This window comes from Clostridium guangxiense (assembly GCF_021043395.1).
Classification (GTDB): Bacteria; Bacillota; Clostridia; order Clostridiales; family Clostridiaceae; genus Clostridium_S; species Clostridium_S guangxiense.
The window spans coordinates 1-25,284 of record NZ_JAJNKE010000040.1 but is presented as its reverse complement, the minus strand read 5'-3'; the positions used below and the strand labels follow the sequence as shown (position 1 = coordinate 25,284).

21 protein-coding genes are annotated in these 25,284 nt (G+C 33.2%); all 21 read left to right on the top strand.

Annotated elements, in window-relative coordinates; all coding sequences use genetic code 11:
* Nucleotides 1-324 precede the first annotated feature (324 nt).
* The gene (locus tag LQK79_RS17350; RefSeq protein ID WP_053242089.1) at nt 325-1,416 is read left to right on the top strand and encodes a PIN/TRAM domain-containing protein; all 1,092 of its coding nucleotides are present in this window, start codon (nt 325-327) and stop codon (nt 1,414-1,416) included.
* A 27-nt stretch (nt 1,417-1,443) separates the two neighbouring features.
* Nucleotides 1,444-2,127 (top strand): 2-C-methyl-D-erythritol 4-phosphate cytidylyltransferase, encoded by a 684-nt coding sequence (gene ispD / locus LQK79_RS17345; RefSeq protein WP_053242088.1) that lies wholly within the window; start codon nt 1,444-1,446, stop codon nt 2,125-2,127.
* Between the two features lie 598 nt (nt 2,128-2,725).
* Nucleotides 2,726-4,420, top strand: coding sequence for a proline--tRNA ligase (locus LQK79_RS17340; protein ID WP_231017324.1), 1,695 nt, complete (start codon nt 2,726-2,728; stop codon nt 4,418-4,420).
* A gap of 154 nt (nt 4,421-4,574) precedes the next feature.
* Nucleotides 4,575-5,972: a cysteine--tRNA ligase gene (gene cysS, locus LQK79_RS17335; protein ID WP_231017323.1), complete on the top strand. Its 1,398-nt coding sequence runs from the start codon at nt 4,575-4,577 to the stop codon at nt 5,970-5,972.
* Nucleotides 5,973-6,323: 351 nt separating this feature from the next.
* Nucleotides 6,324-6,824, top strand: a complete 501-nt coding sequence (gene ilvN / locus LQK79_RS17330) for an acetolactate synthase small subunit (protein ID WP_231017322.1) — start codon at nt 6,324-6,326, stop codon at nt 6,822-6,824.
* A 34-nt stretch (nt 6,825-6,858) separates the two neighbouring features.
* Entirely contained in the window at nt 6,859-7,851 is a 993-nt protein-coding gene (gene ilvC / locus LQK79_RS17325) for a ketol-acid reductoisomerase (RefSeq protein ID WP_053242086.1), read from the top strand.
* A gap of 96 nt (nt 7,852-7,947) precedes the next feature.
* Nucleotides 7,948-9,528, top strand: coding sequence for a citramalate synthase (gene cimA / locus LQK79_RS17320; RefSeq protein ID WP_231017321.1), 1,581 nt, complete (start codon nt 7,948-7,950; stop codon nt 9,526-9,528).
* A gap of 1 nt (nt 9,529) precedes the next feature.
* Nucleotides 9,530-10,798 carry a 3-isopropylmalate dehydratase large subunit gene (leuC, locus tag LQK79_RS17315; RefSeq protein ID WP_231017320.1) on the top strand — a complete coding sequence of 423 codons (1,269 nt, stop codon included), beginning with the start codon at nt 9,530-9,532 and terminating at the stop codon, nt 10,796-10,798.
* Nucleotides 10,799-11,290: a 3-isopropylmalate dehydratase small subunit gene (leuD, locus tag LQK79_RS17310; RefSeq protein WP_053242085.1), complete on the top strand. Its 492-nt coding sequence runs from the start codon at nt 10,799-10,801 to the stop codon at nt 11,288-11,290.
* A 130-nt stretch (nt 11,291-11,420) separates the two neighbouring features.
* Complete coding sequence (leuB, locus tag LQK79_RS17305; RefSeq protein ID WP_053242084.1) at nt 11,421-12,494, top strand: 3-isopropylmalate dehydrogenase; 1,074 nt, start codon at nt 11,421-11,423, stop codon at nt 12,492-12,494.
* 16 nt (nt 12,495-12,510) lie between these two features.
* On the top strand, nt 12,511-14,169 hold the full coding sequence (gene ilvD / locus LQK79_RS17300) for a dihydroxy-acid dehydratase (RefSeq protein ID WP_231017319.1): 1,659 nt from the start codon (nt 12,511-12,513) through the stop codon (nt 14,167-14,169).
* A gap of 5 nt (nt 14,170-14,174) precedes the next feature.
* Nucleotides 14,175-15,842, top strand: coding sequence for a biosynthetic-type acetolactate synthase large subunit (gene ilvB / locus LQK79_RS17295; RefSeq protein WP_053242082.1), 1,668 nt, complete (start codon nt 14,175-14,177; stop codon nt 15,840-15,842).
* 477 nt (nt 15,843-16,319) lie between these two features.
* Nucleotides 16,320-17,747: an anthranilate synthase component I gene (gene trpE / locus LQK79_RS17290; RefSeq protein ID WP_053242081.1), complete on the top strand. Its 1,428-nt coding sequence runs from the start codon at nt 16,320-16,322 to the stop codon at nt 17,745-17,747.
* Nucleotides 17,748-18,326, top strand: a complete 579-nt coding sequence (locus LQK79_RS17285; protein ID WP_231017318.1) for an anthranilate synthase component II — start codon at nt 17,748-17,750, stop codon at nt 18,324-18,326.
* Nucleotides 18,316-19,317 (top strand): anthranilate phosphoribosyltransferase, encoded by a 1,002-nt coding sequence (gene trpD, locus LQK79_RS17280; protein ID WP_231017317.1) that lies wholly within the window; start codon nt 18,316-18,318, stop codon nt 19,315-19,317. The genes LQK79_RS17285 and trpD overlap by 11 nt, the downstream gene beginning before the upstream one ends.
* Nucleotides 19,318-19,321: 4 nt before the next feature.
* The gene (trpC, locus tag LQK79_RS17275) at nt 19,322-20,107 is read left to right on the top strand and encodes an indole-3-glycerol phosphate synthase TrpC (RefSeq protein WP_231017316.1); all 786 of its coding nucleotides are present in this window, start codon (nt 19,322-19,324) and stop codon (nt 20,105-20,107) included.
* 104 nt (nt 20,108-20,211) lie between these two features.
* Nucleotides 20,212-20,826 (top strand): phosphoribosylanthranilate isomerase, encoded by a 615-nt coding sequence (locus tag LQK79_RS17270; RefSeq protein WP_231017315.1) that lies wholly within the window; start codon nt 20,212-20,214, stop codon nt 20,824-20,826.
* Complete coding sequence (gene trpB / locus LQK79_RS17265) at nt 20,826-22,010, top strand: tryptophan synthase subunit beta (RefSeq protein ID WP_231017314.1); 1,185 nt, start codon at nt 20,826-20,828, stop codon at nt 22,008-22,010. The genes LQK79_RS17270 and trpB overlap by 1 nt, the downstream gene beginning before the upstream one ends.
* Nucleotides 22,000-22,791, top strand: coding sequence for a tryptophan synthase subunit alpha (gene trpA, locus LQK79_RS17260; protein WP_053243307.1), 792 nt, complete (start codon nt 22,000-22,002; stop codon nt 22,789-22,791). The genes trpB and trpA overlap by 11 nt, the downstream gene beginning before the upstream one ends.
* Nucleotides 22,792-23,270: 479 nt before the next feature.
* The gene (locus tag LQK79_RS17255; RefSeq protein ID WP_053243600.1) at nt 23,271-23,681 is read left to right on the top strand and encodes a Mini-ribonuclease 3; all 411 of its coding nucleotides are present in this window, start codon (nt 23,271-23,273) and stop codon (nt 23,679-23,681) included.
* A gap of 44 nt (nt 23,682-23,725) precedes the next feature.
* On the top strand, nt 23,726-25,048 hold the full coding sequence (locus LQK79_RS17250; RefSeq protein ID WP_231017313.1) for an FAD-dependent thymidylate synthase: 1,323 nt from the start codon (nt 23,726-23,728) through the stop codon (nt 25,046-25,048).
* Nucleotides 25,049-25,284: the final 236 nt, after the last annotated feature.

Here is a 25,284-nt window from a genome sequence, read left to right as displayed (position 1 = left end):
AGATTTTTCCACATGCCTACAAAATAATTATAAAATCATTTAGATGATTTTGTCAATAATATAAATTAGGACTAAATGTAACGTAGATGCTATGTGAATATGAAAATGTTTACCACAAGATATATAATAAATCAATTATGATTAATTTACTAGGGGGATATAAAATGAAATAAATGCAAAAGATGCTTTGAATTATTAATATAAACATATTTTGATGTTGAAAATGAGCACTGTTTAGAGTATATTTAAAATAAGATATTTTTTACAAAAAAAAGATTTAAATTTACCAAAATAGGTAATAATTAATAAAGGAGGTGTCATGTGGTGGTAAAAAAGATATTAAGAGGACTTTTTACACTTATAGGTTTAATTGTAGGGTATCTTATAGGTGCTGCAGTTTTAAAGGGAAAATATTTTTCGCAAATTAATTACATGAGCACTAATACTGTTTACAAGGTATTATTTTTAGTTTTTTGTGTACTGGTTTTTGGTATTATATTTTTTATAATATCTCCATGGATTAATTCTCTTATAATAAAGCTTATGGATTATATAGAAAATAATATTCAAAAGGTTCCAGGAACTGAGATGTTATTTGGTACGGTTGGAGGAATAATAGGACTTATAATTTCTTCACTTGTACTAAGTGTTTTTTCTAGAATTTCTGTGTTATGGTCGATAATATCTATTGTTGTAGATATTATTACAGCTGTTATATTTGCAGATATTACTATAAAAAAGAGAGAAGAACTTATAGCTTTTTTTTATAGTCTTAAAAGAACAGGTTTATCAAAAGAAAAAAAATCAAAGGTAATTTCAAAAGGTACTCCTAAGGTATTGGATACCTCAGTTATAATAGATGGACGAATATTTGATATATGCCAAACAGGATTTATTGAGGGAACTCTTATTATCCCTAATTTTGTTCTTCAAGAATTGAGACATATAGCAGATTCTTCAGATGCCTTAAAAAGAAATAGAGGACGAAGAGGCCTTGACATATTAAATAAAATTCAGAAGGAATTAAGCATCAATGTTGAAATGTACGAAAAAGATTTCCCGGATATAGAGGAAGTTGATGCTAAACTTTTAAAGTTAGCTCAGGTTTTAAATGGAAAGGTAATTACAAATGATTATAACTTAAACAAAGTAGCAGAATTTCAAGGTGTCCCAGTGCTCAATATAAATGAATTAGCTAATGCAATTAAACCAGTAGTTCTTCCAGGAGAGGAAATGGTAATTCAGATTGTTAAGGATGGCAAGGAATCTGGACAAGGAATTGCTTATCTTGATGACGGTACAATGATAGTTGTTGAGGGCGGTAAGAAACATATAGGAGAAACACTTGAAGTAACTGTTACATCTGTACTTCAAACCGCAGCAGGAAGAATGATATTTGCGAAACGTAAAGAATAGAAAATTAGATTAAGGGGTAATAAATCAATGAATTGTGCAATTATCATGGCTGCAGGAAAAGGAAAAAGGATGAAGGCAGGTATAAACAAGCAGTTTATTCTTCTGAAAAATAAACCAATTTTATCGTATACGATAGATAAATTCCAAAAAAATTCATCTATTGATGAAATTATAATTGTAGCGGCTCCGGATGAAATAGATTTCTGTAGAAATGAAATAGTTTACAAATATAATTTTAGCAAGGTGAAAAAGATTGTTTGTGGAGGTAAGGAAAGACAAGATTCTGTTTTAAATGGTCTTATGGCTGCAAAGGGAAGTGATATTGTTCTTATACATGATGGGGCTAGACCTTTTGTAGATAATAGGATAATAGATGAAGGAATAGAATATGCTAAGATTTATGGTGGTGCAGCTTGTGGAATGACGCCAAAAGATACAATAAAGGTTAGAAGTATGGATGGATTTTCAGAGAGAACCATTGATAGGAGCAAATTGTTTTGTGTTCAAACTCCTCAGTGCTTTAGATATGAAGAAATTTTAAAAGCACATCTATATGCTAAAGAGAATAATATAACTGCGACAGATGATACTATGCTTTTTGAAACGTTATCAAATAAAGTTTATCTTTATGGTGGTAGTTACAACAATATTAAGATAACTACTCCAGAAGATTTATATTCTGCTGAAAAACTTGCGAATTCTGGCTATTAGAGATTATGTAGTTTCACTATAATATTAGCATATTGACACAGATTGTGTTAAAAGGTATAATTTTAAATTAAGAAAAAATAATATAAAAAACTGTGATAAAGACTAGTAGAAGCTTAAAAATATATTCAGAGAGAAAGTCCATGGCTGAAAGATTTTCAACTTAGTTTCGAACCTACTTTGGAGTTGTATAAAGATAAACCACCTTGAAACTTAAAATTTATTTGTACCAAAATGCCGTCTTCTAGGCATTATGGTGCACATAAATTTTAATAGTTGAAACGGTTTATCTATAAAAGTGAAAACATTGTGAAACTTCAAAATTAATTTGTACCAAAATGCTATCTTCTGAGCATTATGGTGCAAATTGATTTTGGTAGTTGAGCTGATTTCACTATAAAATACCGGGAAAACCGTTATCTTAATGAGTACAAATTTAGGTGGTACCGCGAAAACTCGCCCTAATCTTTAGGGGGAGTTTTTTATATTGGTAAATTGTGCACTGATTTAAGTGTTATCAAAATATTTCAAGTAATTTAAAGCTTGCAGGTAATTTGAAAATATATACATAAATAAAAAGTTTGTAGGAGGAGTTACTATAATGAAAATGTCAAATATGTTAATGCTAACTTTAAGGGAGACCCCAGCAGAAGCAGAAATAGAAAGCCATAAGCTTATGCTTAGATCGGGTATGATAAGAAAGATGGCTTCAGGAGTATATAATTATATGCCCCTTGGACTTAAAGTATTAAAAAATATTGAGAATATAGTAAGAGAAGAAATGAATAATGCAGGAGCACAAGAATTTTTAGCATCTGCTCTTTTACCTTCAGAGCTTTGGAAAGAGTCTGGAAGATGGGAAGTTTTTGGACCTGAGATGTTTAAATTAAATGATAGAAATGAAAGAGAGTTTTGCCTTGGACCAACTCATGAAGAAGTTTTTACTGATTTGGCTCGAAATGAAATAAAATCATACAAACAACTCCCAGTTAATCTATATCAGATTCAAACTAAATATAGAGATGAGAGAAGACCAAGATTTGGAATGATTCGTTCAAGAGAATTTGTAATGAAAGATGCATATAGCTTTGATAAGGATTATGAAGGTTTGGATGTATCCTATAATAAAATGTACGAAGCTTACACTAAAATATTTAAAAGATGTAACGTTGAGTGCAAGGCTGTAGCAGCAGATTCAGGTGCAATGGGGGGATCAGGTTCAGCAGAATTCATGGTTAAATCAGAAATTGGTGAAGATGAAGTTGCATTTTGCAAAGAATGTGATTATGCAGCTAACATTGAAAAAGCACCATGTACTCCAGAAAAGGAACAGGAGGAGGAGCTTAAAGATTTATCAAAAGTAGAAACACCACATGCTAAAACAATAGACGATCTAGTTAAATTTTTTAATACTGATTCAAAAGGATTCGTAAAGACAATAATATATAAAGCAGATGATAAAGTTGTTGCAGTAATGGTTAGAGGAGACAGAGAAGTAAATGAAACAAAAGTAAAGAATGCAGTTGGAGCTCCAGTTGAATTTGAACTTGCAGATGAAAAAACAGTTAAAACTGTTACAGGGGCAGCAGTAGGGTTTGCAGGACCAATAGGCATTAAAGTAGATTATCTATTTGTGGATAACGAAGTTACATTTATGTATAATTTTATTGTTGGAGCGAATGAAACAGGATATCATTTTTCAAATGTAAACTATGGCAGAGATTTTGAAGGAACTGTTGGGGATTTTAGGAATGCAGTAGAAGGAGAAAAATGTCCTAAATGCGGAAAGGAACTTACTATAGCAAGAGGTATAGAGGTAGGACATATATTTAAACTGGGAACTAAGTATTCTGAATCAATGGGAGCATATTTTGTAGACGAAAATGGAGAAAATAAGCCTCTTATTATGGGATGCTATGGAATTGGAATAAATAGAACTATGGCGGCTGTTATAGAGCAGCATCATGATGAAAATGGAATAGTTTGGCCAATGTCAGTAGCACCATATAAGGTTATTGTTATTCCAGCTGTGTTTAAAAATGAAGAACAAATGAAGACGGCAGAAAAGATATATAATGAAATAAGAGCTTTAGGAATAGAAGTATTACTTGATGATAGAAACGAAAGAGCAGGCGTTAAATTTAAAGATGCCGATTTGATAGGGATACCTGTGAGAATTACAGTTGGAAAGAAAATAGGCGATGGAATAGTTGAATTTAAACTTAGAAAAAATGACAATGTGGAAGAGGTAGCATTGGATTCGTTGATAGAAAAAGTGAAACAAGAACTTAAATAAAGATAGATAATATGAAACTTAAAAATTCCAAGTTTATCCTTGCAAATTCGAATTTAACAGGATAAAATTCGTATTACCAATTTTAACCTGTTAGCTCGCTTATCTATAGTTGAGTAGTATAGGTTTAAATTACAAATAAAAAAGGAGGAAAAAAATGAAAATATTTAATACAATGACACGGCAAAAAGAAAAGTTTGTACCTATTACACCAGGCGAGGTCAAGATGTATGTATGCGGTCCTACGGTATATGACTTCTTTCATATAGGGAATGCTAGAACTTTTGTTATATTTGATACTGTAAGAAGATATCTTGAGTATAAAGGATATAAAGTTTCTTATATTCAAAATTTTACAGATATAGATGACAAACTAATAAAGAGAGCGAATGAAGAAGGAACTACACTTAAAGAATTGGGAGAAAGATTTATAGGAGAATATTACAAAGATGCAGATGCACTTCATATAGAGAGAGCCACTTGCAATCCAAGAGCAACCGAATTTGTGCAGGAAATAATAAGATTTATAAGTGATTTGATTGAAAGGGGATATGCCTATGAAGTTGATGGAGATGTGTATTTTAATACAAAATCCTTCAAAGGGTATGGAAAACTTTCGGGACAAAATCTTGAGGATCTTCAATCAGGAGCTAGAATAGGTGTAGATGAAAGAAAGAAAGATCCGATGGATTTTGCTTTATGGAAAAATAAAAAACCAGGAGAACCAGCATGGGAAAGTCCATGGGGTGAGGGAAGACCTGGTTGGCATATAGAATGCTCATGCATGTCATCTAAGCTTTTGGGAGAGACTATAGATATACATGCAGGTGGGATGGATTTGGTTTTCCCACATCATGAAAATGAGATAGCTCAAAGTGAAGCAAGAAGTGGAAAAAAATTTGCTAATTACTGGATGCATTCAGCATACTTAAATATAAATAATAAAAAAATGTCAAAATCACTTAAAAACTTTTTTACAACTAGAGAGATTTTGGAAGAATATGATGCTGAAGTTGTTAGGATGTTTTTATTATCAGCACAATATAGAACACCACTTAATTTTACTAAAGAATTATTAAATTCCGCAAAACTTTCTATGGAAAGATTGTATAATTCAATTTCAAATTTGGAAAGTTTATATGATGAGGTAAAGAATGAAAAGGTAACTGATGAAGAATCAAAATATATTAAAATAATAGATGAATATAAAGAAAAGTTTGAAAGCAGAATGGATGACGATTTTAATACAGCAGATGCTATATCGGTTATATTTGAGTTAATTAAAGATGTAAATATTAACATGAATATTAATTCATCAAAAGAATTGATAAGATATGCACTTGATACTATAAGGAATTTAGGAAGGCCTCTTGGAATCTTACAGAAGACTACTAAGAAGACTATTGAGGATGAAGTAGAAGAATTAATTCAAAAGAGACAAGAAGCAAGAAAAAATAAGGATTTTAAGCTTGCAGATAAAATAAGGGATGATTTAAGTGCTAGAGGCATAGTACTTGAGGATACTAAGGCTGGAGTAAGATGGAAATATAAATAAGGTTCACAAAGTACAATTTGCAGTGCATAGTTAATGTTGATTTTTCTTCATTGGATTACAGAAAATCTTGAATTAAGAGTATAGGGACAACACATAGCTTTATATAAAAAATAAATCTATGTGTTGTCCCTAAATTTTTATTTTCCGTAGAGAATCGGAGAAAAATATTCCTTAATTGAGAACTGCACACTGTACACTATAAATTGATAAAGTATTAAATACATATACCACTTTTTTGTATTATGTTAAAAATGAAATCAAAAAACTAATATATTGCAAAAACTCTCCAAATCGTTGACAATTAACTTGCTAGATGGTAAATTCTTAGAAAACATATCTTACAGGCAAGAGGTGATAGCATTGAATCCTTATGTATTATCAGTACTTGTAGATAATAATCCTGGTGTACTTACAAGAGTATGTGAGCTCTTTAATAGGAGGGGTTATAATCTTGAAAGTGTTACAGCAGGCGTTACAGAAAATGAAAAAGTATCAAGACTTACTTTGATTTCTAAAATGAATGATGAAGAAGAAGTGGGGCAGTTAATTAAACAAATTAAAAAATTAGAAGACGTACACAAAGTTATACTCTTAAATGATTCAGAAGCAGTGTGCAAAACTATAATGTTCATAAAAGTGACTGCAAAAGGGGCTGCAAGGCAGGAGATTCTAAACTGTGTAAATATCTTTAGAGCAGCTGTAGTAGATGTAACAAATGAAACATTGACAATAGAGATAACTGGTGACAGCAATAAAATTGAGGCATTTAAAGAGCTTTTGAATCCATATGGAATAATAGAAGTAGTAAGTAGTGGCTTCATAGCTATACAAAGAGGTATAAAATCAATATAAAATATAAATAATAAAATATTTAGGGGGCTTTACAATGGCAAAAGTATATTATGAACAAGATTGTAATCTTGATTATTTGAAAGGTAAGAAAGTTGCTGTAATAGGTTACGGAAGTCAAGGACATGCACATGCACTTAATTTACATGAAAGCGGTGTAGATGTTGTAGTTGGCTTATATGAAGGAAGTAAATCATGGGCTAAGGCAGAAGCTGCAGGTTTAACAGTAAAAACTTCCGCAGAAGCAGCTAAGGAAGCTGACATTATAATGATTTTAATAAACGATGAAAAACAGGCTAAGCTTTACAAGGAAAGCATTGAACCTAATCTTGCAGCAGGAAAAGCATTAGTATTTGCACATGGTTTTGCAATACATTTTGGACAGATAGTTCCACCATCAGATGTTGATGTATTCTTAATTGCTCCTAAAGGACCTGGTCATACCGTAAGAAGTCAATTTTTAGAAGGACACGGAGTTCCATGTCTTATAGCAATTCATCAAAATGCTACAGGTCAAGCTAAAGAAGTTGCTCTCGCTTATGCATTAGGAATAGGAGGAGCAAGAGCCGGAGTTATAGAAACTTCATTTAAAGAAGAAACTGAAACTGATTTGTTTGGAGAGCAAGCTGTTTTATGTGGAGGAGTTACAGCACTTATTCAGGCCGGTTTTGAAACTTTGGTAGAAGCAGGATATCAACCAGAAATGGCATATTTTGAATGTTGTCACGAAATGAAATTAATAGTTGATTTAATTAACCAGGGCGGACTTAACTTAATGAGATATTCAATAAGTGACACCGCTGAATATGGAGATTACATTACAGGTGAAAAGATTATAACTGAAGATACTAAAAAGGCAATGAAATCAGTTTTGAAAGATATACAGAACGGCACATTTGCAAGAAATTGGCTTCTTGAAAATCAAATTGGTAGACCGTATTTTAATGCTTCAAAGAAAGCACATGCGGAACACCAAATTGAAAAAGTTGGAGCTGAACTTAGAAAAATGATGTCTTGGATGAGAAAGTAACTGTTTCAAAACTTGTATGTCTTTGAAGATATACAAGTTTTGTTCTTAAATAGGTTAATTTATGCAAATTCATTAAAAAGGTTAGAAGGGTGAAATATGGATAAGAAAGTTTATATTTTTGATAGTACCCTTAGAGATGGCTCACAAGCACAGGGAATTTCATTTAGTGTTATAGATAAAATAAAGATTGCAAAAAAGCTGGATGAATTAGGCGTAGATTATATTGAAGCTGGAAATCCAAATTCAAATCCAAAAGATAGAGAATTTTTTAGTGAGATAAAAAGTTATGAATTTAAGCATGCTAAAATATGTGCATTTGGAAGCACAAGAAGGCCGGATTTAAAGGTAGAAGAAGATAAAAATCTTAATGATTTAATAAATAGCGAAGCTAAGGTTATATGCATATTTGGAAAAGCGTGGGATTTTCATGTTGTCGATATAATAAAGACATCACTAGAAGAAAACTTAAATATGATAACAGAAAGTATAAAATATCTTGTTAAACTCAGGAAAGAAGTTATATTTGATGCAGAACATTTTTTTGATGGATTTAAACATAATAGGGAGTATGCCTTAAAAGTAATTTATGCAGCTAAAGAGGCAGGAGCAAAGTGGATTGTTCTTTGTGATACGAATGGAGGAACTCTTCCAAATGAAATTCAGGAAATTTCGAAATATTTAGTTGCAGAACTTGGGTTTGAAAATTTAGGTATACACTGTCATAACGATTGTGGTATGGCCGTAGCAAATTCTGTTGTTGGAGTTCAAAATGGAATTAAACATGTACAAGGAACTTTTACCGGTTTTGGAGAGAGATGCGGAAATGCAAATCTTTCAACAATAATAGCAAATTTACAATTAAAGCTTAATTATAGGGCTTTACCAGATGAAAAACTGGAGTATTTAACGCCAACTTATAATTATATATGTGAAGTAAGCAATGTGATACCAGAGGATAGAGAACCGTATGTTGGAAATTGCGCTTTTGCGCATAAAGGTGGTATGCATATAGATGCTGTTAAAAAGAATCCTATATCATTTGAGCATATATCACCATACAAAGTAGGAAATGAAAGAAAAATATTAATGTCTGAGGTTGCAGGCAGAGGAACAATACTTTCTGCTATAAAAAAGTTAAATCCTAGTCTCAATAAGAATTCTGAAGAAACCAAATCAATAATGAAAAAATTAAAGGAATTAGAATATGCAGGATATCAGTTTGAAGGTGCTGAGGGAAGTTTTGAACTATTGGTTAGAAAAGAACTTGGAAAATTCAAACCATCCTTTGAACTTATAGAATATAAAGTTATAATTGATAAACCAAGTACTACAGACCACAGTGCCACAGCTATGGTAAAGATAAAAGTAAATGGAGTTTTAGAAATTACAGCAGCAGATGGAAAGGGACCAGTAAATGCCCTTGATAATGCCCTTAGAAAAGCACTCGAAGTTTTTTACAAGGATTTATCGAATGTTTACTTGAGAGATTATAAAGTTAGAGTAATAAGCGGAAATAAGGCAACAAGTGCAAAAGTAAGAGTACTTATTGAGTCTACAGATGGGGTTTCAACGTGGACTACAGTAGGAGTATCATATGACATAATAGAAGCAAGCTGGATTGCATTAGTAGATTCCGTAGAATATAAATTAATACGATCTAATAAGGAGGAGAATTAAAATGAAAAAACCTATGACAATGACACAAAAGATACTTGCTGCTCATGCAGGACTTGACTATGTTGAAGCCGGACAGCTTATAACTGCAAAGCTTGACCTTGTGTTAGGTAATGACGTAACAACACCTGTAGCAGTTAAGGCTTTTAAAACAATGGATATTAAGAAAGTTTTTGATAAAAATAAAATTGCAATAGTTCCAGATCACTTTACACCTAATAAGGATATAAAATCAGCAGAACATTGTAAGATGATAAGAGAGTTTGCAAGAAGTAAAGAAATAAAAAATTACTTTGAAATAGGTGAAATGGGAATAGAACATGCACTTATACCGGAAAAAGGTTTGGCAGTACCAGGGGATGTAATTATAGGTGCAGATTCACATACATGTACTTATGGAGCACTTGGTGTGTTCTCAACAGGAGTAGGAAGTACGGATATGGCAGTTGGAATGGCTACTGGAAAAGCATGGTTTAAAGTTCCAGAAGCAATAAAATTTGTCTTAAAGGGCAAGTTTAATAAGTGGGTTTCAGGAAAAGATTTAATACTCCACATAATAGGAATGATAGGTGTTGATGGTGCACTTTATAAATCAATGGAATTTACGGGCGAAGGGGTAGCAAATTTATCTATAGATGATAGATTTACAGTTGCAAATATGGCCATTGAAGCAGGAGCTAAAAATGGAATTTTCCCTGTAGATGAAAAGACAGTTGAATACATGAAGGGCAGAACAGATAGAGAATTAAAGAAATTTGAAGCAGATGAAGACGCTGAGTATAGCAAGGTTATAGAAATTGACTTGAGTACTATAAAGCCAACAGTTGCTTTTCCACACCTTCCTGAAAATACAAAAACTGTAGATGAAGCAGGAGAGGTAGAAATCGATCAAGTAGTAATTGGTTCATGTACAAATGGAAGAATGAGTGACCTTAGAGTTGCTGCGTCAATACTTAAGGGTAAAAAGGTTAAAAAAGGAATAAGACTAATAGTATTCCCAGGAACACAAAACATCTATCTTGAAGCTATGGAAGAAGGGCTTGTAAGAACATTTATAGAGGCAGGCGGAGTTGTAAGTACTCCAACATGTGGACCTTGCCTTGGAGGCCATATGGGAATACTTGCAGAAGGTGAAAGAGCAGTATCAACTACAAATAGAAACTTCGTAGGAAGAATGGGACATCCTAAGAGCGAAGTATATCTTGCTAGCCCAGCAGTAGCGGCAGCTTCAGCAATAGCAGGAAAAATAGTATCACCAGAGGAGGTATTATAAATGAAAGCACAAGGAAGCGTTTTAAAATATGGAGATAATATAGATACAGATGTTATAATTCCAGCAAGATATTTAAACACATCAGATCCAGCTGAACTTGCAAAACACTGCATGGAAGACTTAGATGTGGATTTCTTAAAGAAACTAAAAAAAGGGGACATAGTTGTAGCTGAAAAGAACTTTGGATGTGGTTCATCTAGAGAACATGCTCCGATATGTATAAAGGCTGCAGGAGTATCCTGTGTAATAGCTAAAAGCTTTGCGAGAATATTTTATAGAAATGCAGTAAATATAGGTTTTCCAATACTTGAATGTGAAGAAGCAGTAGATGATGCAAGCACAGGAGATAAGCTTGAAGTTGATTTCATAGAAGGAAAAATTAAAAACCTTACTTTAAACAAAGAATACACGGCACAGCCATTTCCAGATTTCATGATCGAAATAATGAAAAATGATGGACTTACTAACTGTGTTAAGAAAGGAATGTTTTAAACAGAGAACAGATGACAGAGTACAGAGTACAGTGAAGGAAAATCATCATTCACTGTCATCTGTACTTTGTACTCTGAATTTTATAAAAATTACAAGTAATTATAAAAATAGAAAGTTTGGAGATGTTTACATGAGTGAATATAAAATAGCCGTCATCCCTGGAGATGGTATAGGCGTTGATATAACAAGAGAGGCTGTAAAAGTTTTAGAAAAGGTAGGAGAAAAATACAATACTAAATTTAATTTTACAACTTTAAAAGCTGGCGGATGTGCAATAGATGAATTTGGAGTGCCTCTTCCAGAAGCAACACTTGAAGAATGTAAAAAATCTGATGCAGTATTTTTAGGAGCAGTTGGAGGTCCTAAGTGGGATGTTCTTCCTGGAGATAAGAGACCAGAAAAAGCACTTATGGGATTAAGAGGAGGACTTGGACTTTATGCAAATTTAAGACCAGCAAAAGTTTATGATGTTTTAAAATCAGCATCACCTTTAAAGCAGTCTATCATAGATAAAGGAATAGATTTACTGGTTGTAAGAGAACTTACAGGCGGAATATATTTTGGTCAAAGAGGAAGAGAAGTTCAAAATGGTATACCTTCAGCATATGACACAGAAAGATATAACGTAGAGGAAATAAAAAGGATAGCACATGTGGCTTTTAAAGCAGCTATGAAGAGAAAGAAAAAAGTTACATCTGTAGATAAAGCAAATATACTTGAGTCATCAAGGCTTTGGAGAGAAACAGTAACTGAAGTTGCAAAGGAATATCCAGAAGTTGAATTAAATTATCTTTATGTTGATAATACTGCAATGCAGCTAGTTAGAGATCCATCACAATTTGATGTAATAGTAACAAGCAATATTTTTGGAGATATATTGACAGATGAAGCTTCTATGGTAACTGGTTCTATAGGAATGCTTCCATCAGCAAGTTTAAGAAATGACAGCTTTGGAATGTATGAGCCAATTCATGGTTCTGCACCAGATATTGCAGGAAAAGACCTTGCAAATCCACTTGCACAGATATTATCAGCAGCTATGATGCTTGAATATTCTTTCAATATGAGTGAAGCGGCAAGGGATATAGAAAATGCAGTAGAAAAAGTTCTTGAAAAAGGATATAGAACTGGTGATATATATACGGAAGGAACAACCAATGTTGGAACTAAAAAAATGGGAGAACTTGTTCTCGAGGAACTTTAAGAGTGGAGGGATAATAATGAAATCAGATGCAGCTAAATGCGGTGTAGAGAAAGCTCCTCATAGGTCTCTATTTAAAGCTTTGGGTTTTATTGATGAAGAAATGAATAAACCTCTTATTGGAATAGCCAGCTCATACAGCGAAATAATACCGGGACACATGAACCTTGATAAGATAGTTCAAGCAGTTAAAGACGGTGTAAGAATGGCAGGGGGAGTTCCAGTAGTATTTGGAACTATAGGCGTATGTGATGGAATTGCAATGAATCACACAGGCATGAGTTATTCGCTTCCTTCAAGGCAAATAATTGCAGATAGTATTGAACTAGTGGCTAGAGCACATGCATTTGATGGCTTAGTGCTTGTACCAAATTGTGACAAGGTAGTTCCAGGAATGCTTATGGCAGCTGCAAGAGTAAATATACCGTCAATAGTAATTAGTGGTGGTGCGATGCTTGCAGGAAAAACCAATGGAAAAACTACAGATTTAAGTTCTGTATTTGAAGCAGTTGGAGCTGTAAATGCTGGAAAAATGTCTGAAGAGGAACTTTGTGAGCTCGAGAATTCAGCTTGTCCAACTTGCGGATCATGTTCAGGAATGTTTACTGCAAATTCAATGAATTGCCTTTCTGAGGTTTTAGGAATGGCACTTCCTTACAATGGAACAATACCAGCAGTTTATTCAGATAGATTAAGACTTGCTAAAAAAAGTGGAATGAGGGTTGTTGAACTTGTAAAGGATGATATAAAGCCAAGTGATATTTTAACAGAAGCTGCTTTTATGAATGCAGTATCTGTGGATATGGCACTTGGATGTTCAACAAATTCGCTTTTACATTTACCAGCAATAGCCTATGAATGCGATGTTGAGATTAATTTTGATAAAATAAATGAAATAAGTGAAAAAGTGCCAGATGTGTGTAAATTAAGTCCGGCAGGACATCACCATATAGAAGACTTGCACATGGCAGGCGGAATTCCAGCAGTTGTAAATGGACTTATAAAGAAAGGTATTTTGAATGAAAATTGCTTAACTGTAACGGGTAAGACCTTAAAGGAGAATGTTGAAAAAGCAGTTGTGAAAAATACTGATGTTATAAGGCTTGATAATCCGTATAGTGCAACAGGAGGGCTGGCAATACTAAGAGGTAACTTAGCACCAGATGGAGCGGTTGTAAAGAAGGCAGCGGTAGCTCCAGAAATGATGAAACATAAGGGACCCGCAAGAGTATTTGAAAGTGAAGAGGAAGTTTCTAAGGCAATTAGAGAAGGTAAAATTAATTCAGGTGATGTTGTCGTTATAAGATTTGAAGGACCAAAAGGTGGACCTGGGATGAAAGAAATGCTTTCACCTACTGCAGCACTTGCTGGAATGGGACTTGATAAATCAGTAGCACTTATAACAGATGGAAGATTTTCAGGGGCAACTAGAGGAGCATCTATAGGACATGTATCACCTGAAGCCGCAGAAGGTGGACCTATTGCATATGTTCATGAAGGTGATCTAATTGAAATAGATATAGAGAATAAATATATAAATTTATTAGTGCCAGAGGAAGAATTAAAAAATAGAAAACCTAAAGTTGTAGAAAAGCCTGTTAAAGGATACTTAAATGTATATAGAAAAGGCGTATCTTCAGCAAATACGGGGGCTGTTTTTCATAGTATAAAGGAGTGATAAGAATGGAGTATACCGGTTCAAGGATTATTCTTGAATGTTTAAAAGAACAAGGAGTAGATACCATATTTGGTTATCCTGGTGGGGCTATTTTGAACATTTATGATGCAATTTATTCATTTCCTGATATAAAGTGCATATTGACCTCACATGAGCAAGGGGCAGCTCATGCAGCGGATGGCTATGCAAGGGCAACAGGAAAGGTTGGAGTTTGTCTTGCAACTTCAGGACCGGGGGCTACCAATCTTGTTACGGGTATTGCAACTGCATATATGGATTCGGTACCTATGGTAGCCATAACAGGGCAGGTAGCTACACCTTTTATTGGAAAGGATTCTTTTCAAGAGGTAGATATTACAGGGATAACTATGCCAATAACAAAGCATAATTTTAGCGTAAGAAAAGTCGAAGACCTACCAGAAATAATAAGAAGAGCGTTTGCTATTGCAAAATCGGGAAGACCTGGACCTGTGTTGATTGATATACCTAAGGATATTACTGCAGCAAAATATGATTATAAAAGCATAACTATAGAGGAAAAGAATAATAATAATGAGATTAGTGAAGCTGAACTAAAAAGTGCAATTGAGGCTATAAATGAAAGTAAAAAGCCTGTTATAGTTGTTGGTGGTGGATGTAATATTTCTGATGCACGAGAAGTAATTCAAGAATTTCAAAGTAAATTGAAGTGCCCTGTATGTACTACAATGATGGGACTCGGTGCTTTTAGTGGAAAAAATCCTATGTTTACAGGCCTTGTAGGTATGCATGGAACTACTGCTTCAAATAAATGTATTTGTGAAAGTGACCTTGTAATAGCGATGGGGGCTCGTTTTAGTGACAGGGTTACAAGCAATACAAAGACTTTTGCTAAAAATGCAAAGATTCTCCACATAGATATTGATGAAGCTGAGGTATCTAAAAATATTAAAGCTGATGCTTTTGTAATTGGGGATATAAATAAGGTACTTGGAAAATTAAATAGCAGACTAGGAACTAGAGAAGAAAATGAATGGACTAGATTTGCTCTTGGTTTAATAAACAAAGATAGCTCTAGGTCAGTGAGATTAAATCCCAATGCTTCTGTAAATCCAATATATGTATTAAAAAAGCTTTATGAGCTTACAGATGGAGATGCTGTAATTACAACTGAAGTTGGTCAAAATCAAATATGGGCAACTCAAGGATATGTTTATACAAAACCTAGAACCTTCCTTACTTCAGGAGGACTTGGAACTATGGGATATGGATTTGGAGCTGCAATAGGAGCAAGTGTAGGAAAAAATAAAATGGTATTTGATATTGCAGGTGATGGAAGCTTTAGAATGAACTGCAATGAGCTTGCTACAGTAGTAAGATACAATTTACCGGTTAAAATAATTTTGTTAAATAACAGTGTACTTGGTATGGTAAGACAGTGGCAGGATTTATTTTATGAAAAGAGATTTTCAAGCACTACTCTTGAAAGACAAACGGATTTTGTAAAAATAGCAGAGGGGTATGGTGCACTTGGCATAAGAGCAAATACAAATGCAGAAGTAGAAGAAGCTCTTAAAAAAGCTATTGCTTATGATGGACCTGTGGTAGTAGATTTTTACGTTGATAAAGATGCTATGGCAACTCCAATAGTTCCTCCAGGGGCAAGTATAGAAAATATGTTGACTTTGGATTAATTTTGATGTATTATAATATTATAGTAATTTAAATTGTTAAAGTAATAAACCTAAGAGCAGAAGTAGTAGCTAAAAGGACATTGGTTTTTAATTATGTAAGCGAGTCTGGAACGGTGGGAGCCAGATACTAAAGCCTTTAGTGAATGGATCTGTGAGGTGATACTGCGAAATTTGTTCTTATTAATTGAGAACTGTGCGCTGTGAATTGTGCGCTGATCTGAGTAGTGGTATTCGGAAAGTCTACCGTTAAAAAGACAGGATATCGATATTCATATTATTGGTGAATTTTCCGTATCTGGATGAGGGTTTAATTGTGTATTCATAATTAAACTAAATATGGGTGGTACCACGACCACTTCGTCCCATAAAAAGGATGAAGTGGTCTTTTTGCGTCTGGAAAAAATCAGTAATTAAGATAAAGTGAAAAAATAATTAACGGAAAATTCGAAATATTAAGTATTTTAAGGAGGAGTCAAGGTGTATAACATTTCAAAGACAGAATTTAATAATTTAAAAAAAAGCAAAAAATCATTTCAAGTTATTGTTGAGGAAGACTGTGATGAAATAACTCCTATATCAATATTTTTTAACATGCAGGGTAAAAACAAGTTTCTTCTTGAAAGTAATTATTTTAATAATTCTAAAGGTAGGTATTCCTTTGTTGGAACAGATCCTTATGCAATTGTAAAAAGCTATAGGGAAAAAATCTTTGTAGAAGAAGGGGAAGTAGTATACGAAGAACAAGGAAAAGTTTTAGATACAGTGAAAAGGCTTATAAAAGAGCACAGCATGGAAAAGACAGAATATACGTTTTCCGGAGGAGCTATTGGTTATATAGGCTATGACATTATAAAGCAGTATGAAAGAATTTCTGATGATAATGTGGATGAATTACAGATACCTGAAGCAATTTTAATGTTTTATAAAAAAATAGTAGGATATGATCATTTAACACACAAAGCTATATATATTTACAACGTGTTTTCAGAAGACCATGCATCCTTCGAAGATGTGTCTCTTGAAATTAAGAATATGAAAAAGGAAATAAAAACAAATAAAGGAATGCATGACATTAAACGAAGTAGTGTTGATAAAAATATAACTTCTAATTTTACTAAAGATGGCTTCTGTAAAATAGTTTCTAAGGCAAAAGAGTATATAAGAAAAGGCGACATATTCCAGGTGGTTTTATCGCAGAGATTTACTATGGATATAGATGAACAGCCTTTTGATATATACAGAAAGCTTCGTTCTAGAAATCCATCTCCATACCTTTTTTATATAGATTTTGGCGATTTTCAAATAACAGGTTCATCCCCTGAAAGCCTCGTAAGTGTTTATGGTGACAAAGTTATAACAAATCCTATAGCAGGAACAAGACCAAGAGGAAAAGACGAAAAGGAAGATTCAAAACTTAAAAATGAACTCATAAACGATGAAAAAGAAATAGCAGAACATTCAATGCTTCTTGATCTTGCAAGAAACGACATAGGAAAGATCAGTGAATTTGGAACTGTAAAAGTTGATAAGCTTATGGAAGTTGAATTTTACTCTCATGTGATGCATATAGTGTCAGAGGTTTCAGGAAAGCTAAAAGACGGATTTGACTGTTTTGATGCACTTAAAACTTGTATTCCTGCAGGAACTGTATCAGGGGCTCCTAAGATAAGAGCAATGGAAATAATAGATGAACTTGAGAATGTGAAAAGGGGCTGTTATGCGGGTGCAGTTGGATATTTTTCTTTCGATGGAAACATGGATACATGCATAGCAATAAGAACTCTTGTAATAAAGAATAAAAAAGCATATGCACAGGCAGGTGGAGGAATAGTCTACGATTCAATACCAGAGAATGAATATCAGGAAAGTCTTAATAAATCAAAAATATTAAAGGAAGTGATATAAATGATTCTTATGATAGATAATTATGATTCCTTTACGTATAACCTTTATCAATATGTTGGTGAAGTATACAAGAATATAAAAGTAGTTAGAAATGATGAAATTACAATTTCAAATATAAGAAAGATTGATTTGGAAGGAATAATAATTTCTCCAGGACCAGGAACCCCTGATGATGCTGGAATATCAGTAGATGTCATTAGAAACTTTGCGGACACAGTTCCTATACTTGGTATATGCCTTGGACATCAATCTATTGCAAAGGCATTTGGTGGAGAGATTGTAGGTGCAAATGAAATAATGCACGGAAAAACATCAATAATAAAGCATAACAATGAGGAGCTTTTTGAAGGAGTAAGAAACCCCCTTAAGGTAATGAGATATCATTCACTTATTGCAGATAGAGAAAAGTTGCCGGGAAGTCTCAAAATTACAGCTGAAACTGAAGAGGGAGTAATTATGGGAATAAAGCATGCTGAATATAAGGTGTACGGACTTCAGTTTCATCCAGAATCTTATTTTACTGAAGATGGGAGAAAGATAATAAAAAATTTTTTAGGAGGGATTTGTAATGTTAAATGAAGTGATAAAAAAGGTAACTGCATATGAAGATTTAACAGAAGAGGAGGCATACGAAGCAGTAAATAAAATAATGGATGGAAGGGTAGATGAAGCTCAAATGGCTGCATTCTTAGTAGCCTTAAAAATGAAGGGGGAAACTGCAGAAGAAATAACTGGTGCTGCAAAGGCAATGAGGGAACATGCCTTGAAGGTAGAACTAAAATCACCATATGCTATTGATACGTGCGGTACAGGAGGAGATGGAGCAAAAACCTTTAATATATCTACGGCAGCTTCAATCATAGCAGCGGCAGGAGGAGTAAAGGTAGCAAAGCACGGTAATAGGTCAGTATCAAGTAAAAGTGGAAGTGCAGATGTCTTAAGTGAACTTCATATAGACATAGAGCTTAATAAGGAGGAAGTAGAAAAATCTATTGATGAAAAAGGAATGGGATTTATATTTGCCCAAATTTACCATAAGGCTATGAAAAATGTTGGACCAGTTAGAAAGCAGCTTGGAGTTAGAACACTATTTAATATTTTAGGACCAATTACTAATCCATGTGATTTAAAAGGTCAAGTTCTAGGAGTTTATGATAAAAAACTTATTGATGTAGTTTCAAAAGTGCTCGTAAAATTGGGTAGAGAAAGGGCAATCGTTATGCATGGAAGTGATGGTCTTGATGAAATAACTACCACGGGAGAAACTTATGTTACTGAGATAAGAAATAATGAAGTGAAAAGCTACACAATTACTCCAGAGCAATTTGGAATTAAGAGAGCCTTTCTAAATGAGATAGAAGGTGGAACACCAGAAGAAAACGCAGACATTATTTTAGACATACTAAAAGGGAAAAAAGGAGCTAAGAGAGATATAGTGGTTTTAAATAGTGCAGCAGCGCTTTATGTTGGAAAAGCTGTGGAGGATTTAAAAGCGGGAGTAAAGCTTGCGGAAAAGCTTATAGATGATGGAACTGCATATGAGAAATACCAGCAGCTTGTGGGAGCGTGAAAATATGATATTAGATGATATTGTAGATAATAAATTAAATCAATTAAAGGAAGAAAAAAATATAATTAGTGAAGAAAAAATGCAGCAGCTTGCTTATGAATATGACAAGAAACCAAGAAATTTTAAGGATGCAATAAATAACGATAAAATATCGATAATAGCAGAAATAAAAAAGGCTTCTCCTTCTAAAGGTGTGATACTTGAAGATTTTAATCCATCTAAGATTGCAGAAACTTATGAGGAAATAGACATCAATGCTATATCTGTTTTGACAGAGAAAAAATATTTTCTTGGAAGAGATGAATATATAAAAGAAGTAAAGAAAATATCCACAAAACCTGTACTTAGAAAGGATTTCATTGTGGATGAGTATCAGCTGTATCAGGCAAAAGCAATAGGAGCAGATGCAGTACTTTTAATAGCAGCAGTGCTTAAAGATAAGCTTAAGTGTTTCTACAAAAAGACATTAGAACTTGGATTACATTCTATAACAGAGGTGCACAATGAGGAGGAAGCAAAGTTAGCAGCAGAAGCTGGATGCAGCATTATAGGTATAAACAATAGGGATTTAAGAGATTTTTCAACTGATTTAAGGACAACAGAAAAGCTTTTGAAATATGTACCAAAGGGCGTTATGACGGTTTCAGAAAGTGCTATAAAAACGGTTAATGACATTAAATATGTTGCTTCACTGGGAGTGAGTGCTGTGCTCATTGGTGAGACATTTATGCGAAATATAGATAATGAAGCGGCTATAAGTCAGTTTTTAGATGAAGTAAAAAAAATGTAATATTTAATCATAGCAAAAATGAATAAGAATCGACAAATTTTTATGAAATAACTATCAGTATAGAAATAAGTCGGAATATTCACATAAATGTAAAAGGAGGAAACATGATTAAGGTAAAAATTTGCGGCATAAAAAGACAAGAAGATGTGGAATTTGTAAATAAATATATGCCTGATTATGTCGGTTTTGTTTTTGCAAACAGTAAGAGAAAAGTTACCATGGAAAGTGCAAAGCTTCTTTCCTTAAACTTGAATACAGGCATAAGAAAGGTAGGCGTTTTTGTTAACGAGGAGTATAAAATTGTTAAAAATATTGCAGAAGCACTAAAGCTTGATATACTTCAATTTCATGGCAGCGAAGGTAACAAGTATATTAACAAATTTAATAATTATGAGGTATGGAAGGCGTTTAGTTTAACCTCCAAAAATAATATTAAATTAATAAAGGAATGCTGCGCGGATGCTTTTTTAATTGACAGCAAGGATGGAAATAAAACAGGAGGAACAGGAAAAGTATTTGATTGGAATTTGCTTAAGGCTGCTAAAGATTATATCGAAAAACCAATAATTGCAGCAGGTGGTTTAAATGAAAATAATGTAGAAATGTGCATAAAGGAGCTCAACCCATTTGGAGTTGATGTATCAAGTGGTGTAGAAACAGAAGGATTTAAAGACGAGGCAAAAATAAGAAAATTTATAATGAAAGTGAGGAATTTTTAATGAATGGAAGATTTGGAATATATGGGGGTCAGTACGTTCCAGAAACTATAATGAATGCCATAGAGGAGCTTGAAGTAGAATATAACAAAGCAATTAATGATGAAAATTTTATAAATGAATATAAATACTATCTTAGACAATATGTTGGAAGGGAAACACCTTTGTACTTTGCAGAAAACATGACAAAAGATTTAGGAGGAGCAAAGGTATATTTAAAAAGAGAAGATTTAAATCACACTGGTTCACATAAATTAAACAATGCACTTGGTCAGGTACTTCTTGCAAAAAGAATGGGTAAGAAAAAAGTAATAGCAGAAACTGGAGCAGGACAGCATGGGGTTGCAACCGCTACAGCAGCGGCTTTATTTGGACTTGAGTGTGAAGTATTTATGGGAGAGGAAGATGTTAAAAGACAAGCACTTAATGTATTTAGAATGAAAATTTTAGGTGCCAAAGTCAACTCTGTAAAATCAGGCTCATGTACTTTAAAAGATGCAATAAACGAGGCTATGAGAAATTGGGTAACAAACATAGAAAGTACTTACTATGTAATTGGTTCTGTAATGGGACCTCATCCATATCCTACAATAGTGAAGGACTTCCAAAAGATAATAGGAGAAGAAATTAAAGCGCAAATGTTTAAAGTGGAAAATAAACTTCCAGACTATGTAATTGCATGTGTTGGTGGCGGAAGTAATGCCATGGGAGCATTTTATGACTTTATAAAAGATGAAGGTGTAAATCTTATAGGTGTAGAGGCAGCAGGGTTAGGTCTAGATACTAATATGAATGCAGCAACACTTTCTAAGGGAAGCGTAGGTATAATACATGGAATGATGACTTATGTGCTTCAGGATGAAGACGGACAAATAACACCAGCTTATTCTGTTTCAGCAGGGCTTGATTACCCAGGAGTTGGTCCGCAGCATTCCTACTTAAAAGATTCTAATAGGGCAAAATATGAAACTGTAACAGATAAAGAAGCACTTGAAGCATTTTTATATTTATCAGAGAAGGAAGGTATTATACCAGCTCTTGAAAGTTCTCATGCTGTAGCTTATGCAATGAAGTTCGTACCAAAACTTCCTAAAGATAATATTGTAGTTATAAATCTTTCTGGAAGAGGAGACAAGGATGTAAATACCGTTATGGAAAATATGGAGGGATTAGATGATGAAAAATAGAATAGATTTAAAATTTCAGGAATTAAAAGAATCAAATAAAAAAGCAATGATATCATTTGTTACAAGCGGATATCCTGATATAAAAACCACAGAAGATATTGTTTTGAAAATTTCTTCTTCTGGCAGCGATATAATAGAACTTGGAATACCATATTCTGATCCAATTGCCGATGGTCCAGTTATTCAAACAGCATCCTCTAAAGTCCTCAAAGATAGAATAAAAATAGATGATATAATGAATATGGTGTCGAATATTAGAAAAAAAACTAACATTCCACTAGTCTATATGACATACTTTGGAAATGTGTATAAGTATGGTGTTGAAAAATTTATAAAAAGATCTAAAGATGTAGGTATAGATGGAGTAATAATACCAGATTTACCTCTAGAGGAAAGAAGCGAAATTGTAGACGCAGCAGTGGAGTACGGTGTATATATAATTCCTCTTGTTGCTCCAACATCAGAAAACAGAATAAAAAATATCGTAAATGGAGCGGGCGGATTTATATATTGTGTATCAACCAATGGAGTTACCGGAGTAAGAAGTAAACTATCTAGTAACTTAGAAGACTATATTTCTTTGGTATCAAAATATACTGAAATTCCTAAGTGCATAGGTTTTGGTATTTCAAATGCCGAAATGGCAAAGGACATAAAAGAGTACTGCGATGGAGTTATCATAGGCAGTGCTATAATGAAAATAATAGAAAAAGAAGTCAATAAAGAAAAAATGCTTAGTGAAGTTGGGAAATTTGTTTATTCAATTAAAGAAGTACTATAAAATATAAGAGTACAGAGTAGAGAGTACAGTGCGTTGGTGGAGAAAAATACACCCTAGCTGTACTTTTTATTTTGATAAAATTAATTGCTGTAGACTATTACAAATTTTAATTTAACTCAGAGTACAGAGTAGAGAGTACAGAGTAGAGTGAATGTGGATTTACCTTTCGTTACTCTCAGGTAAATCTTAGAACTTAATAGTGTCAGCTGCGCTGAACACTATATTTTAAGCGCTTTGCGCACATTAAGTTTCTAGATTTTTCGAAGCATAGCTGAGAAAAATCATCATTCATTGTGAACTGTGCATTGTGAATTGTGAACTGAGTCAACTTCCAGTTTGTAGGGATAAATTTGGTATTGGTAATTTAAATATTTCAGCTTGTTTATCTATATATGCATCTTAAGTATGGTATAATCATTTTTAGTATTAAAGATATGCTAGTTAAAGCATGCAGATTAAGATTAAGGAGATAATTTTTAATGGATTTTGAAATTTTTAAAAATAAGTTTTCTAAAGAAAGAGCTAAACAGCTAAATCCATTGGTACTGGCTTTTATTGGTGATGCTGTCTATGAGAACTTTATTAGGATATATTTAGTGGATAAAAATGTAAATATGAACGTACATAAGCTTCATGTAAAGGCTATAGGGTTTGTAAAAGCACATGCTCAAAGTGAATTTATGAAAAAACTTTTAGAAGAGCTTGACGAAGAAGAAGCGCACATATATAAGAGGGGAAGAAATGCTAAATCTGGAACGTCACCTAAGAATGCAGACATACGTGAATATAGAACTGCCACTGGCTTTGAAGCTTTTATTGGATATTTGTACATAACAGAGCAAATGGAAAGATTAAACTACTTTTTGGAGAAGATAATTAATATGGAGTAAAAAGTTACTCATCTATACAAATGTTTTTTAGGGGTGAATTTAATTTGAAGATAACGAATTTTGAAGAAGTAGGTTTAGATAAATTAGAAGAGTGGATAAAAAAAGAAAGAAAAGACAATATAAATAAAGATGATTTAAAAGAACTTTTAAAATATGCAAATGTGTCTTTTGTGTTTGAAGGAATAGATAGAGTTCAAAGTACCCTTCTTTGTGAACTAAAAGCTTCATATGTTCAGCAAAGCCAAAGATATGTTACTATGAAAGAAGATTCCTATATAGTTCCTGAACTTACAGAAGAAGATAATATAAAAGCAAGAGAACTTATAAGCAAAGCTTTTTTATTATACGATAAAATGTCTACTCTTAAGAATGATGAAGCTAAAGGTAGACCAAAGGTTCAAGACTATTTATATGGAATACCTATTGAAGATGCAAGATATATTCTTCCATTAGCGGCTAAAACTAATATTAGTGTAGCTATGAGCGGCGATAAGGTTCTAGATTTATTTTATTTGTTTAATGATTCAAGATATGAAAATATTTTTACAGATATCAAGCGTAAATTTATAAAACTGCTTCCCGATAACCTTGCTTTATTATTAAAAGGATTACGTAAAAAAAATAATTATGAAGTTGAAAAAAGCTTTTATAAAGATGAGCTTGAAAAAATAGATAGTAAAAACAATATGATACTTTTAGGTTCATTCAAAAATCTTGATTTAAATGTTGGAGTTGGAGCAATAACAAGTACTCATGCCAAGACACCTTCTGAGGTTATGGAGGTATGGGGGGACGATGCGCTAAAAAAGTCACAGGGGGTAACTGACAGAGTGCTAGGTTATGGACACGATAGTATAGCTGAGCAGGCTAGAACTACCTTTGGAATGATGTGCAGCATGGTTACTTACCATCAGCAAATAAGGCATAGGTTATCTGAGAATTATCGTGAAGAATTGATTGATATTATTAAAGATGTTAATAGGGAAGTGGTTGTCCCAGAAACCGTAAAAAAATCAGCTTTTTATGAAGAGTTTGTGGAGATTGTAAGTGAATTTAAGAATTTTAGATTGCAGGTAGAACAAAAGTATAGTAGCGATATAGCTTTAAGTTTTTTACTGAATTGTGACCAAATCAAACTAGTAATATCTACAAATGCAAGAATAGATGTTAAAATGTTATCAGAGCGAATTTGTTTAAATGCACAATGGGAAATAAGAGAATTATCTACTAAGAAACTTAATGAACTTAGAAAACTTTCAAAAGTACTTTATATAAAAGCACTGCCACCTTGTGTGTACGGAAAGTGCAAAGAGGGAAAATTGACATGTGGTAAACAAATGCTTATGAAGGAAAAGTTTGCGGAATAGTTAACTAGGAGGAGGCGAAAAAAGGTATTCTATAGGTTTTACTACACCACGCATAAAGCATTATGAGCGGCCAGTAAAAAATAATACCTACATTTTTCACATCTTCCTATAGATAGACAACTTGAAACTTTAAAATTGCAATCTCCAAATTTATCCTGATAAACTGGAAGTTGTGAAGTAATAATGCTTCGTCGCGTTAAAAAAATCCTATAAATCTAAGGCTTAAAAATTGTAAA

What these genes read in the sequence shown, in the direction of transcription:
- ispD (WP_053242088.1), top strand. Translation starts at nt 1,444, where the DNA reads ATGAATTGTGCAATTATCATGGCTGCAGGAAAAGGAAAAAGGATGAAG.
- LQK79_RS17340 (WP_231017324.1), top strand. Translation starts at nt 2,726, where the DNA reads ATGAAAATGTCAAATATGTTAATGCTAACTTTAAGGGAGACCCCAGCA.
- cysS (WP_231017323.1), top strand. Translation starts at nt 4,575, where the DNA reads ATGAAAATATTTAATACAATGACACGGCAAAAAGAAAAGTTTGTACCT.
- ilvC (WP_053242086.1), top strand. Translation starts at nt 6,859, where the DNA reads ATGGCAAAAGTATATTATGAACAAGATTGTAATCTTGATTATTTGAAA.
- cimA (WP_231017321.1), top strand. Translation starts at nt 7,948, where the DNA reads ATGGATAAGAAAGTTTATATTTTTGATAGTACCCTTAGAGATGGCTCA.
- leuC (WP_231017320.1), top strand. Translation starts at nt 9,530, where the DNA reads ATGAAAAAACCTATGACAATGACACAAAAGATACTTGCTGCTCATGCA.
- leuD (WP_053242085.1), top strand. Translation starts at nt 10,799, where the DNA reads ATGAAAGCACAAGGAAGCGTTTTAAAATATGGAGATAATATAGATACA.
- leuB (WP_053242084.1), top strand. Translation starts at nt 11,421, where the DNA reads ATGAGTGAATATAAAATAGCCGTCATCCCTGGAGATGGTATAGGCGTT.
- ilvD (WP_231017319.1), top strand. Translation starts at nt 12,511, where the DNA reads ATGAAATCAGATGCAGCTAAATGCGGTGTAGAGAAAGCTCCTCATAGG.
- ilvB (WP_053242082.1), top strand. Translation starts at nt 14,175, where the DNA reads ATGGAGTATACCGGTTCAAGGATTATTCTTGAATGTTTAAAAGAACAA.
- LQK79_RS17285 (WP_231017318.1), top strand. Translation starts at nt 17,748, where the DNA reads ATGATTCTTATGATAGATAATTATGATTCCTTTACGTATAACCTTTAT.
- trpD (WP_231017317.1), top strand. Translation starts at nt 18,316, where the DNA reads ATGTTAAATGAAGTGATAAAAAAGGTAACTGCATATGAAGATTTAACA.
- trpC (WP_231017316.1), top strand. Translation starts at nt 19,322, where the DNA reads ATGATATTAGATGATATTGTAGATAATAAATTAAATCAATTAAAGGAA.
- LQK79_RS17270 (WP_231017315.1), top strand. Translation starts at nt 20,212, where the DNA reads ATGATTAAGGTAAAAATTTGCGGCATAAAAAGACAAGAAGATGTGGAA.
- trpB (WP_231017314.1), top strand. Translation starts at nt 20,826, where the DNA reads ATGAATGGAAGATTTGGAATATATGGGGGTCAGTACGTTCCAGAAACT.
- trpA (WP_053243307.1), top strand. Translation starts at nt 22,000, where the DNA reads ATGAAAAATAGAATAGATTTAAAATTTCAGGAATTAAAAGAATCAAAT.
- LQK79_RS17255 (WP_053243600.1), top strand. Translation starts at nt 23,271, where the DNA reads ATGGATTTTGAAATTTTTAAAAATAAGTTTTCTAAAGAAAGAGCTAAA.